Raw genomic sequence first — 13872 nt, 5'->3', positions numbered from 1 at the left:
GAAAAGAGATTGAAAAAACAAACGCATCCAGAAATAATTAATTTAATTTTTAATGGCTAAAGTTAACGGCTATGGAATCAAGTTCGGGACAGGTCCTTCATTTTCAGCTCTTAAGAAACACTTTTCCAAAGAAATACTAATATCCAGTGTTTCTTTGGTTCATAGCATTAATTCATTAATGTGATCACTTGATCCAAAAGCGAAGCAAAAAGATCAAGGCTTCCTGAAAAAATTTATCTGTTTTTTTCGTGTCCTAAATGCGGCCGGGTGATTTCCTCACAAACTCGGAACTTCCCGGTCTTACTAAAGCCATGCTTTGAGCCAAATAAATTTTTCAGGAGGTCGAATCCCCATAGTGAAAGATTGCTCCTTAAGAGAAAAATATGATTAACAAATTACCCCCAACATATTCTGTTCCAGTTTCAAACAGGATTGTCAACAGTTGCCCTGTAAGAGCCTAATGTCGGGTCAAATGCTAAAATCTCCTTACCACATTCACTCCCAGTCCGGCAGCTGCCGTGTTACGTGGTACTACCTGATACTAGAAACCGCATATATTCCCGTCAAGTTCTTTCAACATGTCTCCCTGCCTGGCGTACCAAACAGTTAATTCACCACCTCCGCCACCTTGGTGGAAAATAATAGAGATTGCATGACAACCTTTTTTGAGTGCAATCATTCCAGAACGTTTAATGGCTGAATGATTGCCTCCATTGTCAACAACCAGTTTTTCGCCAAAATAAACCAAACTACCATCATCCGACTTCGTAACAAATTCATACATACCATCATCGTGTGCATTAAAATAGCCTTTAAAAACCATTGAGTACTGACTTTTGTCGGCATACTCACCCATATTTGCTTTTACAATTTGCGACCATTTAGGTGATGCAGGCAGTTGAACATCTTCTACCACTTTAAATTTACCTTCAACCACCCAGCGTTACAAACCTTTATCCGCAGGCACAAGCTCAACAGGCTTAAGATATTGCTGTTTTTCAACATCAGCCTCCACTATTTCACTGGCCAGTTTTCCACGAAATGCACGGGCTTTAACTTTACCGTTTTTAGTTACGAAAAATGGCTTGGTATAAGGTATCGAATTTCTTGTTGGAACGGTTCCGTCAAGGGTGTAAAAGATATCTAAATCATCGAGCGGTTTAATCAATTCCACTTTCGAGCTATCAATAAAGGCTATTTTATTGCTTAAACCTTCAATTGAAGGTATGTAGTAATGTATATCCATTCGGTCGTATTGATGCAATAAACGCTGCGAGAAGTTATCAAAATCTTTTCCTTTTTTTTCAGACCACCCAGTTTCGGCAAGAGCTAGCATACGCGGAAAAGCTTGATATTGCAAGCGCTTGAAGTTTGGGATCCATTCCGACCATAAGTTTGCCTGTACACCAATGATGTGCTTGGCTTGCGTAGATGTAAATTCTTCCGGGATAGGTTCGTAATTATAAACCTTTTGCAAAGGAGTTGCCTCGTTTTTAAAATCGAAATAATATTCAAAATCAGGTGTTATCACCATATCGTTACCATTATCTGCAGCGATGTTTCGCAAAGTAGGAGCCCAATTTCTCCACCACATCATACTGGCATCTTTGGTTAAACCACCTTCAACAATCTCGTCCCAGCCCATTAAACGTTTTCCTTTCGAATGTAAAAACTTTTCAATATTTTGGTTAAACATCGATGTAACTCATGTTCGTTCTTTAGGTGATGCTTCCTGATTTCTTTCTGGCATTTTTTACAATTGATCCAGGACTCTGTATTTACTTCGTCGCCGCCAATATGGATATACTTTCCAGGGAATAGTTCAGCTACTTCAGACAATATATTCTTCACAAATTCGTAGCTGGATTCTTTTCCTAAACAGGCAGGAGTAGAGAAGGTTTTTCCCCAACCCGGTTTTCCTGTACACGAAAGATAAGGGTAATTGTTTATCGCAGACTTAAAGTGTCCCGGCATATCTATTTCAGGAACAACGGTTATACATCTGTCTCCTGCATATTTTACAATTTCTTTAATCTGTTCCTGTGTAAAATAACCACCATACATGCGTTCACCATCAATCTGATGATAATTGGTTTCATCTATGGTAAAAGAGTCATTTGTTTTAGCTTGTTCTTTACATATTTTATCATGTGAGCTTTCCACCCGCCAGGCTCCTTTTTCTGTTAACAACGGATATTTTTTAATTTCAATTCTCCACCCCTGGTCATCTGTTAAGTGCATGTGGTAGGTATTCAGCTTATAAAGAGCCATATAGTCTAAAAAGTCTTTTACTTCATCTATATTCAAAAAGTGACGACTAAAATCCATATGCATTCCCCTCCAAGTAAAACGAGGTTCATCCTCAATAGTTAAACAAGGAATAAACCACTGTAGATCTAGCACTTTATCGCTCTCAATTTCATGAGGCAATAACTGCCTAATAGATTGAACGGCATAAAAGAATCCTGCTTCGGTGGATGCTTTTATCTGGATTTTTTGAGGTGAAACTTCCAGTTGGTAAGCTTCGGGAGCTAACCCTTCTATATTTTGAAAGACAATTCCTTTATCTCCATTTTCTTTAGAGATAGAAAGTTCAAAACCAGCAGCACGCTGAAACATCGTATTCAAATACGCAACAGCTTTTGCTTGATTATCATCAGGGGCTGCTACAACTGTGATTGCTGTAATTTGAAATGATTGCTTATTTAGGGCAAATTTAACCGGTTTGGGAACCAATGATATTTGATCCTCTTTAAAAGTAGGTGAGGTTGTGCATGAGAACAACACCATTCCCAGCAAAAAACTAAGTAATATAATTTGTTTCATTTTGTTATGTGTTTATTTTGTATTGATATTAATATCCCGCTATTCTATACTCAAGAAATTTGATAATTATTTAATCACGATCTCCTCTGCAAACAACCAGGCTTTGCCTCCTTTACCGGGATGCCAGTCGGGACACTGCCCAACACTTTTTGCTTTTATTTTAATGTAACGAGCTTTCCAATTTATTTTTATCTCCGGTCTTTCTATCTTGGTTCTGTTTAGTGTTTTCAATTCTTTAATTTCAATTTTTTCTGGATCAGAGAAGTTCTTGCCCGTAGCCGAAAAGGACACTTCCAAATATTTGGGATAAAATCCAATTTGACGCATTTTGCAGGAAACCAACCGATACAGAATGAATACTTTCCTTTTTCTCCAAATCAACAACAGCTTCCAAATCATTTGCTTCAAATCCCAGCCATAAGCCGGCATCAAACAATTGCGTTCCTGTTCCTCCATCAACTAAAACAGACGAACCTTTATAGGTGTATTTCTTGTATGGTTGATTGATTAACGTTATCTTTTTTGCTTTGGCAAGATGATTTATTTTAATTCGCTTTTTAGGGATGTCATCGCTATCGGCATATTCCCATTGTAAATATAGTTGCTTGAGATGTTCCACTTTTTCCGGATACCTAGGCTTTCCCTGTAAATCACTTTCGTGTATGGTTATACATTAAAAAATGAAATAATATTCAAAAGCTGTATCATTCAAAGGTGCAGCTTTTATTTTTTTATACTACCATGGGAGCAGTTCTTGGCTTTTGGATTAACAAAATGATATTTTATAATTGAAATTTGACAAAAGGGCATACCTATCCCATGCACAAGATTCCAAGCTTTTAGGTTGTTTCAGCCATCTTCTTGTTGCCGTGTTCTTTTGCTAATTTTAACCGCATTGGCCGTCATGATGCCAAACAGAATCCACACGATTTCATTGTTTTGGGTTCTGGCTTTTACCTTTCTTAGTCCATAATGGTTTTTTTCGTTGCCGAAGCTCCCTTCCAATCCTGTTGCCCTTTGTCTGCCCAGCTCTTGGCGCATTTTGCTTGTTTGTTTATCATGTTTCGGGGGACGCCCTTTTCTGGGCAGGCAGGTACATATCTTGTTTTCCGTAATGAACGTTCTGTTTTTGTTTGTTCCGTAAATGTTGTCGACACCCAACTGGTGAAGCTCGCCGAAATGACGATTATGCTTGTCAACGCAACCTTTCAGGCAAAGAGCCTCGTTGTACGGGTCAAAGGACAGCTTGTCGATAAGGTTGATCCCGTCCACTTGATAGATGTGCGCCTTTGCGCCGAATTCGACACGTTTGTTTTCTTTCCCCCTGATAATGGGACGCAGGTATGGTTTGAAAAACGACACGATACGGTTTTTCACGTACTCCCCCGGGTGTTCGTGCATATAGGTCTGTTGCCGGAATATGGTGCGTACCGTTTTCAGTTTTTCCTGAACGCAAAGGTATTTTGCGATGCTCAAGAACGCTGCATTTTCGGCCAGCAACGCATCCATAAAAACAATGCCCTGGTTCAACAAGTACAGCAGGCTGTTTCTCCGTCGCTTTCTTAACTTGAAAGTTTTCTTCCTTGTTTTTGAGAAAGCCAGCTGTTTGATGGATTGTTCGCGGTATTTGTGACGGGGGCGTTTAACCCCAAGTTCCTTGCACAGCACATAAATACATTCAAATATCCATACGCAGCAGTCCCACAGGAGCTTTTCGTCCGTTGGGTATTTAACGTAACTTTCGTAAGCCGTCGCATCGAACAGGCTGCAATGGGTGTTTCCCATGTGGGGACTCCATTGCTCGATCATAATTTCCTGAAAGGTTTCCAGGGACAGGTTGTTGCCGATGTAACTTCTTATGCGAGAAGGAAGGTTGCGGTCGCGGATACGGTCGTTGTCCCCAAACTGCCTGCCGCAAAACATCTGAAGCTCCCAATCCGTGTTTATCCTGTCCACGAGCATCTCGTCACTCAGGTTCAAGTAATGCTTCAGAAACATCACGGCAAACATGCCTGCATTGCCGAACCAAGATGGCGCACCGGCGGTGCCTTCTTGTCGAATGGGCAGGGTAGTGCCCAACTCTTCCAAGGGTAACGATGCATGGATTTTTCCAAGTTTTGTCTCTTTGAATATTTGAACTCTGTGTCCGCAAGTTTCTTCTTCCGAAAAAAGCTTGGGTAAATTATTTTTTGTATATTTATTCATGTTGAAAAATGTAAAAACCCCGATTTTCCTATTAATTTAGGCTTTTTCGGGGTTTTTTAATAATTTATTTCTCAACATGTTATTGACATGCAGTCTGTTATATATAAAAAGGCAGACCCTACCTATCTGCCAGGTTGGTCATTTCGCCTGGATCATTGGCCAGATCCACTAAGTAAAACTGGTCTTTGTCAGGATCAAGGATCGCTTTGCCTGTTGGATCCTTGGGGTTGACCAAGAGTTTCCAATTACCTTCGCTAACCGCCCATTGCGCACCAAATTTCCAAGTAAAGCTTTTGTGTGGCGAAAGTTCGTCGTTGTCTTTAAAACTGGAACCAGGCTTTTACCGCCCAAGCAGGGGTCATTATAATCAATGTTGCAGAGTTCAGTAATTGTTGGCAGCCAATCTACATTAACAGCCATCTGATCCCTAATTTCATTTTCTGCCAGATGGCCTTTCCAACTAATAATGGAAGGAACACGAATACCTCCTTCGAATAAGCATGTTTTGGCTCCTCGGTATGGCCCTGCGTTTCCTCCGCCGCTAAAAGTTCGCTCCTCGACAGAATGACCATGGTCCGATTGATAAATAACGATGGTATTGTCTCGCAACCCAAGATCATCAAGTTTTGCCAGTACCCGACCAATACGCTCATCGATAGTGGAAACAAAAGCTGCATAATCCCTTCTGGGCATCGGCAGGTCTTTATAATGCGATCGCCATTTTTCAGTAGGTTGCAATGGATAGTGGGGCATGTTTATCGCGTAATATAGAAAAAATGGTTGTTCCTTATGTTCCATTAAAAACTCATCTACTTTTTCAGCCATCAGATCGGGAAAATATTTTCCGTCTTCCCATATTTCGTTTCCGTTTTCATACAATTCGTGGCGGTTTGGGCCATGCCAATAAAAGAAGTGCGAATAATTATCGATACAACCGCCCATGTGTCCGTACGATGACCGTTAGGCATGGTTTCGGGAGTAAAACCCAAATGCCATTTACCAACATGTCCGGTAACATAGCCAGCCTTCTTCATCACTTCCGCCATGGTAACCTTCTCGGTAGGCATTCCCTTATGTCCGGGCAAAGAAGAGGCATTTCCGGGCAGTCCTGCCGCCTGAGGAGAAAGCCCGGTTAACAACGAAGCTCTGGATGGAGAACAGATAGGAGCCGCTACGTAAAACCGGTTAAAACGAATCCCTTGTTGAGCCAAGCCATCCATATTTGGGGTATACAAGTCTTTGGCACCATAACAGTTCACATCTATTGATCCCTGGTCGTCGGTAAGAATAAAGAGAACGTTTGGTCGTTTCTCTTTATTCTTTGGGGATACAGTACTGTTTCCGTATAGCTGGAGACAGTACATCCCAATACCTATTATCAAAAAAAGCTGTTTAGTCGTTAACTTGCTCATGGTGCTTATAAAAGATTAGTTAATATCAGACAAAGGACAATCATCCTTTGCACTACCCCGATTTATTATTGCGCTGTGCCCCATTCTAAAAGTGAGTTTCCCGCCCCTATAATATCTTCTTAAGGCCTTATACCAATATTAAATAAGGCTCATTAAAATTTCGAAATGGTATTACCCCCAAAGTACTATTGTATGCTATCTAGCAACTGAAGGGTAACCAGATAAACACAATGATCTGTAGCCACTTTATCCTGAATCACCTCAGTTTCTATTACCTTCCACCTTTCTATGGGTGTAAACATCACATAATCGATTTTAATCTTCGGTTTAACAGATGGGTAAGTTGGTTCTGGATTATTGCCGTAGGATGGCATCCATACCTTTTCCAGAATCTTAATAGTTGAACTTTCCGGTGTAGCATTCAGGTCCCCTGCCAAAATGGTCGGGTACTTATTCTTAGAAAATACCTCATTTATTTTTCTAGCCTGATTATCACGGTCTACACCTTCTTCATGATCCAGGTGTGTTCCGACAAACGATATGGTATCACCCTGATCCAAGACAAGCGTCACCTCAACAGCTGCACGTGGCTCGTGCCCCTTAGAATAAGGCAAAGCAACATTTCTTGAACTAATAATTGTTCTCTTAGACAAAATGCCCTCACCATATTCACCGCCATCATAAGCCATTGCCCTTGCAAAAAGAGGAACCATTTTTGTTCTCCACCCCAACTCAGTAACCAAATCATACTTTCTGGCCCTGTTGGTTTTAAAATCTACCTCTTGCATGGCAACCAGGTCAGGATCTGCATCGGCAATTACTTTGGCAAGTCTGTCCAAATCAAAATCATTATTCATGGTAGCCCCGTGAAGAATATTGAAACTAAGAACTTTGACAATTGTTTTATCATTATTCTTAATTTGTGTCATACCACATTGAAACAGCAGAAAAAAAACTACTGTCGGGGAAATTATTTTTTTACAGTTCATATCTAAATTCTTAATATTATTTCAATGCACTTTTCCGGAATCAACTACATGGTTTTTGTTATTAAAGATTTATTTAACTACTATTTTTTCTTTTTGTATATGCATTCCATATACACCATGTACCAATCAACCGGACGCGGGTTGTCAAGTACAGGATCACCCTCAAGCCAGTTCCATCGCAGCAGTCCTATCTTTATCGACTTGCGGCTTTTACTACCGGGAGCACTACTATTCCATAACACTTCAATTGCCCTGAAAGCCATACATTGTTTATCAAACTCGGCCTGTCGTTTTTCATAGGAATCAGGGGCCTTACGTAAAGCAAATTCTTTAATGGCAAGGTATGTTTTTCTGTAATGGCGCTTTATATACCTACAATCCTTTCCAATGGTTATTTTCTTCTGATCATTTTTGAAAATTGCTTTGCCATGTACAGAATATATTAAAGGTACTGAGCTTGCATTAAAACAAAAAAATACAGCAGCAAGCATCAAACAACATTTATATAAAAAAGATGAATTTGTTAAGCGAAGAAGTTTCATGGAATTATGATATTAAAAGGTTATTACTCAACTCTAAAACGGAAAACTTCCTGTTCAGCGAAGTCAAATTTAAGTTCTTTCACCAATTTAAAATCAATATCATAGATAGCAATACGTCCGTTGCGCCCAATCATTTCAGGTTCGGAGTTCCTGTACCACCAATGCCTAATCATACCATCTTCGGCTTTATCCTTTACACGAAGTTCGTAACATCCTTTGGGTAGTTGCTCAACATATTCTTCATATTCCTGTTCATCTTCCAACGATTCCCGCTCATAAAAAATTTCACCAATTGCATTTATAATACTGTATGATGTTTCGTGCGCTCGTCCCTTGTCGTTTGCCTCCATAATAAGATAAAACGACGATGAAAGAAGAGGTGGAAGTTTTACCTTGGAAACCATCATATTGTTGCTTTCATTCTCATCAGGTATCCCATTAGGCTGACAAACCGAAACCATAAAATTAGAGTTGTTCTCAGCCTCGTCCCATGGTATATTAGGTAAAACAACTTCTTCTTTCTCTAAAAACTCCAGTTGTCCACTCCATGTATACTCGTATTGGTGTCCATTTTGTAAACCATAGGTTATCAGTAAAGTGTGTAAGGTGTTTTTTCCGGTATTTTGTATCCTGATACGGGGATCTTTACAGATCGGGTTTATCCTGCTATATTCATCTTTTGAACTAGGAGTAATGATATCTGCCACTGCTCCATCGTTTTTGAAGTTTGGGGCACCATAAGTAAATAGCTGGTGACTTTGTATATAGTTTCCCTTTTTTTCCCCGTTATCTTTATACATCTCGATACCATAATCGAGTTTTAAACTATCACCGGGATCAACAAAACGGGTCAATTCAAAATCATAGGTATCCACGGGTGTTCCCGGGCACCACCCGGCACGGTCGAACTGCCATGTTCCCCCTTGCGGATAAATAGGGTTGTCGCCACAATTTTTCCAGATATTCCAACGGAAAAGAACTTCGCCATTACCAAAATAGGTATGTGTTTTACTGTCCCATTCGCAACAATTCCTCGGGCCATTATGTCCATGCCCCGAGATTCTTGCACGTAGCATATATCCATTGGCATTCGGGTTTAAACCTAACTCAACAGGTTTCAAAACCTTTTCGTCGGCTAAATCTTCGTATTTATAGTTTCCCCAGGGATAAATATTCTCAACAGAGATGACATCACGCACAGGTTTCCCTTTAATAAACAGGAATTTTACATCAACAAGCTCGGCAGTGTTACCCGAAGATAGTTCAACACTTCCTTTTAATATTGGTGCATAATCAGAAACGTCATATACAAAGGTAAAGCCATCCTCTCCCAAATCTAACTTTTTACCGTATGGCGTAACAAAATTTTCAAGCTCAAATATTTCCTTGACACTATCGTTAATTGGCACATAAACATGGGTATGCGTCGAATAGTCCCATTCCCCACAGGGGTATCTATCAAGTGTTGTTTTCTCATCACATTTTATGGTACGGATCATTTGAATTTTGGCATAGCCATCATTCGAATCAGGGAACTTAAAAGTACCTCTCCGTTTTGTTATATCGCTGAATGTTAAGGTTTGCACAACCAAAGTATCGCCTTGTTGGTATTGAGCTGCCATATTTAACGTTGAGCATAATACCAAAATAAGTGTCCATATCGTAGTTTTGTTCATTTCTTTTTTACTGTTTTAAGTTCGATATATAATTTGTTAATATCAACTTACTAAATGGGTTGAATTAATTTATCAAGTATTAAAAAAACATATTTCAATTCTTAATAAAAACAACTCCGTAGCTATCGTTTCCTAAATCGCCACGTACTTGCGCTTTTATTTTATAAGCAGCACCTGTTTCGTAATCACCAATAATGAATTTGTAGATATTATTTTTGGACGCCCCACCTGTATATCCTTCATGAATATCTTCGGTAACTTTTTTACCGTTTTTATATACTTCAACCGATTTTATATCTAAACGGGAATTACCACCAGTATATAAGAAAGTCAGTTCGTACTTACCGTTTTTATCAATTTTTCCGGTAGCATTCATTTCAAACTCATTGTATTTTTTACCGCTTATGTCTTTTGGTCTCCACTCAGCAACCAACTTTCCATATTTTTTAAACGCCTCATATTTTTGAGGGAAATACAATGGAAGCGAGTATTGGTGACGATTAACAACAGTTATAGCCTGAAAATCAGCCAATCGTTTCACTAAAACAGGCTTTGTGTAAACAGTAGAATGTACATTGGGTCGTATTCCATCAACGGTATAGCGTATTTCGGCTGCCTCTACTACATTCTCCAATACAATTTCATAGCCCTCTCCTTTTTTCTTTTTAGAAACCAGTTTGGGTTGTGGCAAACGATATCCATAACCCGCTTGATCGTAACGGTTATAATGTGTTTGCATATTAGTTTCAAAAATAGCCCAGTCTCGTTGGGCTTTTGGCGTCCAACAGACTTCGGCTAAAGCAGACATACGGGGGAAGGTCAGGTAATCGAAATATTTTTCGGCACGGTTCTCGTTAATTGGTTCAATACGTTGCAATATAGTACCATGAATAAACTGATCGGACCATAAACAACCATGTGCTCCAAGTATCTGCGATCGGTATTTTTCATCTATACCATCTATCATCGGATCCCAGCTGTACGTATTTTTAAGCGAGATAGGTGGCAACCAGGTAGCTGCTTTTACCTCACCGGGAATTTTACTTTCAGCCACATCGAAATAACAGCTTGAGGTAAGTGCCATTACAATATCATGACCTGCCTTAACTCCGGAGTAAGCTTTCTTTTTATCGTGCCAAACCATTCCAACAGCCTTTTGAGTTAAACCATCTTCAATAATTTCGTCCCATCCGACAATTGTTTTGCCATGCTTTTTAACCATTTTTTGAATACGCTGATTAAAGTACACCTGCAATTCTTTTTCCGAACCTAAACCAAGTTCTTTTTTACGCTTCTGGCAATGAGGACAAACTTTCCAACGGTCATACCTTGCTTCATCTCCTCCAATATGGATGTATTTAGAAGAAAACAGGGCAAAAGCCTCTTCAAAAACATCCTCTAAAAACTCAAAGGTGGACTCTTTTCCTACACAATATAAATCGCGGCTAATAAAATGCTGCAAAGGCACTTTAAAATTCTTCTCGGTACAAGATAGATGTGGATATGCAGCTATTGCAGCTAAGGTATGCGCAGGAATCTCTATTTCAGGAATCACTTCCACATTGCGTTCCGCAGCATAAGCCACCATTTTTTTAATATCCTCCTGTGTGTAGTATCCTCCGGTACGATCTTTTCCTTCGCCACGCCAGGCACCCACAGAAGTTAACTTAGGATATTTTTTTATTTCCAAACGCCACCCAGCATCATCTATAAGGTGCATATGCAGTACGTTCAGTTTGTACATGGCCATCATATCGATAAATCGGATAACGTAATCCATTTCAAAGAAATAACGACTCACGTCCAGCATCATTCCTCTCCAGGCAAATGTAGGTTCATCTTCGATATCAACACCGGGCACGTTCCAGACAAGCTCTTTTTGTCGCTGCTTGTTATAAATTTCAACAGGCATTAATTGAAGCAAAGTTTGAATACCATAAAAAACACCGACATCTTCCCTGGCTGTAATAAGAATACTTTTATTGGTTACACTAAGCTTATATCCTTCGGGTTTTAAATCAATAGTTTTATCAATACCCAAATATATCGCATTGCTTTTTGCTTTATTCGATTCCGCAATTTCTAAATCCCACCCGGTTGCTGGTGATAACGCACTTTGCAATAACAAAGCTTGCTCTTTTAATCCTGCTGAAAATAATATTTTAGTATCACTATTTAAAGCAAACTTCTGCCCGTTCTCTGTCATCTTAACGGGTTGTGGTATTACATTTACAGCATTGGCAGACTGCACAGTAATCATTGCGCATACCACAAACCATATACATGTTAATAATCTTTTATTCATTTCTTGTTCTATTTTATTTCAAAAAAAAAGAGAAGTGTTAGATAGTTATCATACTACCACTTCTCCAATTATGTATACAATAGGACTATTCAAACTCCTTACTATAACCAATACCCTCCTTTGTCCAACGCTTAAGTATTGGGTTCAGATTGTTGCGAAACACCTTATAGTCTTTTCTTAAAACCGGTGTCCATCCTACTTCGGCATACGCCGCAATCCTAGGGAACGTCTGTCGTTCTACATCATCATTGGTTGGTGTCCATTCGCTCCACATCTGGCATCCCAAACCATAAATATTCTTGTGGTATTGTTCTTCCAGTCCTTTAGGGATAGGATTAAAACGATACGCTTTTTCGAGGTTAATATTTTTATAACCGTAATCGATGTAGGTGTTTGAGTGAAGCGAATTAACAATACCATAGCCTTTTTGTGCCGCTTCGGTAGCCAATTTCACATCACCTTTCCAGAAATGCACCACTACATTTTGTGCCAGTTTAGTTTCTGCATCTTCATCGTGCTTTTTCTCTTCAAATCCTTTATGGATATTTTTGCCCATAATCTCGTTCCATCCCATCATTCGTCGACCGTTCTTTTCTATGAATTTAGAGATTTTATTGGTGAAGTCTATTTGCAAATCCGCAGGTGTTTTCATGCCATGCTCCTTCATATATTTTTGAACGTGTGCAGATTCTTCCCAGACTTTGTAGCCCACTTCATCGCCACCGATATGGATAACCTCAGAGGGGAACAATTCAAACATCTCCAATAGTACATCTTTGATGAATTGTACAACTTCGGGCTTGGTTACATCATAATTGTCGTAATGCCTGCCAAATTTTACCGGCACATCAATATCTTTCCCGGCAGTCCCTAACCACGAATAAGCCGCAATTGCTGCACTGGAATGTCCGGGCATTTCAAATTCAGGAACCACGGTAATGTTCCTTTCTGCTGCATAGGCTACTATTTCTTTAATCTGTTCCTGGGTGTAAAATCCACCATGTGGTTCACCTGAGGTTTTTCCACTACGCCAGGTTCCTGTTTCAGAATCTTTTCTGAAAGCACCCACTTTGGTAAGCAATGGATATTTTTTGATCTCTATCCTCCAACCTGCATCGTCGGTTAAATGCCAATGGAAAACGTTCATTTTAAGTAATGCCATCTGATCCAACATTTGTTTCACAAAGTCTTCCCCGTGAAAATAACGCGACTCATCTAACATATAAGCTCTCCAATTAAACCTGGGTTTATCTTCAATGCTAATACCTTTAACCGCCCAGCCTTTTCCTTCTCCTTTTGTCATCAACTGACGAAGAGTCTGGATACCATAAAATATCCCGGTTTCCGTTGAAGCGGTAATTCGTACTGATTTCTTCCCGGCCTCAAACAAATACCCTTCTTCACCCAATTTCTCATTTAAGCTTTTATCTGTTTTTAAGATAATACCCTTAGCTCCTTTATTTTTAACCGAAAGTTTTTGAGAAATAACACCTTGAAGAATTTCTTGTAAATATCCGGCATTAGTTTGATTGAATTTATCTGTAACTATTACAGTTTTAGCATTGATAACAAATTCTCCTTCACTATCTGTAACAAACAATGGTTGAGGGATAACGCCCACGTGCTGAGCCAAAATATTTGTAACCGACAAAATAAGCAATAGAGATGCAATTTTGATTATGTTCATTTTATTGTTGATTAAAAAATTAAGAGCATTCGTTTGAATCCTAAACCGATTACGAATTAATGCAAGAGTAAAAATAAAAGCTGAGGATATACTCATTCTATCCCCCTATCTACGATACGTTACTTCCCCCTCCCGTCTGCCTACAGGAAAGGGAAGAACTAATAATATCGCAAATGATTGTCAAAGCTTTGCGTGCCCAATTATGTGCTCCCTGTCTGCAAAAGGCAGAC

The 13872-nt window shown here is 39.4% G+C and carries 12 protein-coding genes and 1 pseudogene; all 13 read right to left on the bottom strand.

All coding sequences use genetic code 11. From position 1 onward, the window contains the following. Positions 1-541: 541 nt before the first annotated feature. On the bottom strand, positions 542-937 hold the full coding sequence (locus tag ACT29I_RS24105; RefSeq protein WP_444794659.1) for a PA14 domain-containing protein: 396 nt from the start codon (positions 935-937) through the stop codon (positions 542-544). 6 nt (positions 938-943) lie between these two features. Beyond that, positions 944-1246, bottom strand: coding sequence for a chitobiase/beta-hexosaminidase C-terminal domain-containing protein (locus tag ACT29I_RS24100; protein WP_444794661.1), 303 nt, complete (start codon positions 1244-1246; stop codon positions 944-946). 117 nt (positions 1247-1363) lie between these two features. Further along, positions 1364-2790 (bottom strand): annotated as a pseudogene (locus ACT29I_RS24095) (beta-N-acetylhexosaminidase); the annotation flags it as partial. Between the two features lie 102 nt (positions 2791-2892). Beyond that, the gene (locus tag ACT29I_RS24090; RefSeq protein ID WP_444794658.1) at positions 2893-3057 is read right to left on the bottom strand and encodes a hypothetical protein; all 165 of its coding nucleotides are present in this window, start codon (positions 3055-3057) and stop codon (positions 2893-2895) included. Between the two features lie 25 nt (positions 3058-3082). Beyond that, positions 3083-3445, bottom strand: a complete 363-nt coding sequence (locus ACT29I_RS24085) for a hypothetical protein (protein ID WP_444794657.1) — start codon at positions 3443-3445, stop codon at positions 3083-3085. A 230-nt stretch (positions 3446-3675) separates the two neighbouring features. Beyond that, a complete protein-coding gene (locus ACT29I_RS24080) occupies positions 3676-5031 on the bottom strand; it encodes a transposase (protein WP_444794656.1) in 1356 nt (451 codons plus the stop codon). Positions 5032-5199: 168 nt separating this feature from the next. After that, complete coding sequence (locus ACT29I_RS24075; RefSeq protein WP_444794655.1) at positions 5200-5973, bottom strand: sulfatase family protein; 774 nt, start codon at positions 5971-5973, stop codon at positions 5200-5202. Next, complete coding sequence (locus ACT29I_RS24070; RefSeq protein WP_444794654.1) at positions 5856-6443, bottom strand: sulfatase-like hydrolase/transferase; 588 nt, start codon at positions 6441-6443, stop codon at positions 5856-5858. Before ACT29I_RS24070 ends, ACT29I_RS24075 begins: the two co-directional genes overlap by 118 nt. A 185-nt stretch (positions 6444-6628) precedes the next feature. Next, complete coding sequence (locus ACT29I_RS24065; RefSeq protein WP_444794653.1) at positions 6629-7372, bottom strand: endonuclease/exonuclease/phosphatase family protein; 744 nt, start codon at positions 7370-7372, stop codon at positions 6629-6631. Between the two features lie 140 nt (positions 7373-7512). Then, entirely contained in the window at positions 7513-7923 is a 411-nt protein-coding gene (locus tag ACT29I_RS24060; protein WP_444794652.1) for a hypothetical protein, read from the bottom strand. Positions 7924-7997: 74 nt separating this feature from the next. Continuing rightward, the gene (locus ACT29I_RS24055) at positions 7998-9650 is read right to left on the bottom strand and encodes a peptide-N-glycosidase F-related protein (RefSeq protein ID WP_444794651.1); all 1653 of its coding nucleotides are present in this window, start codon (positions 9648-9650) and stop codon (positions 7998-8000) included. A 94-nt stretch (positions 9651-9744) separates the two neighbouring features. After that, complete coding sequence (locus tag ACT29I_RS24050) at positions 9745-11955, bottom strand: beta-N-acetylhexosaminidase (protein WP_444794650.1); 2211 nt, start codon at positions 11953-11955, stop codon at positions 9745-9747. Positions 11956-12040: 85 nt separating this feature from the next. Next, complete coding sequence (locus ACT29I_RS24045) at positions 12041-13642, bottom strand: beta-N-acetylhexosaminidase (protein ID WP_444794649.1); 1602 nt, start codon at positions 13640-13642, stop codon at positions 12041-12043. Between the last annotated feature and the right edge of the window lie 230 nt (positions 13643-13872).

It is taken from the genome of Saccharicrinis sp. GN24d3, assembly GCF_052400645.1.
Classification (GTDB): Bacteria; Bacteroidota; Bacteroidia; order Bacteroidales; family Marinilabiliaceae; genus Saccharicrinis.
This window is presented reverse-complemented; position numbering and strand designations above follow the sequence as displayed.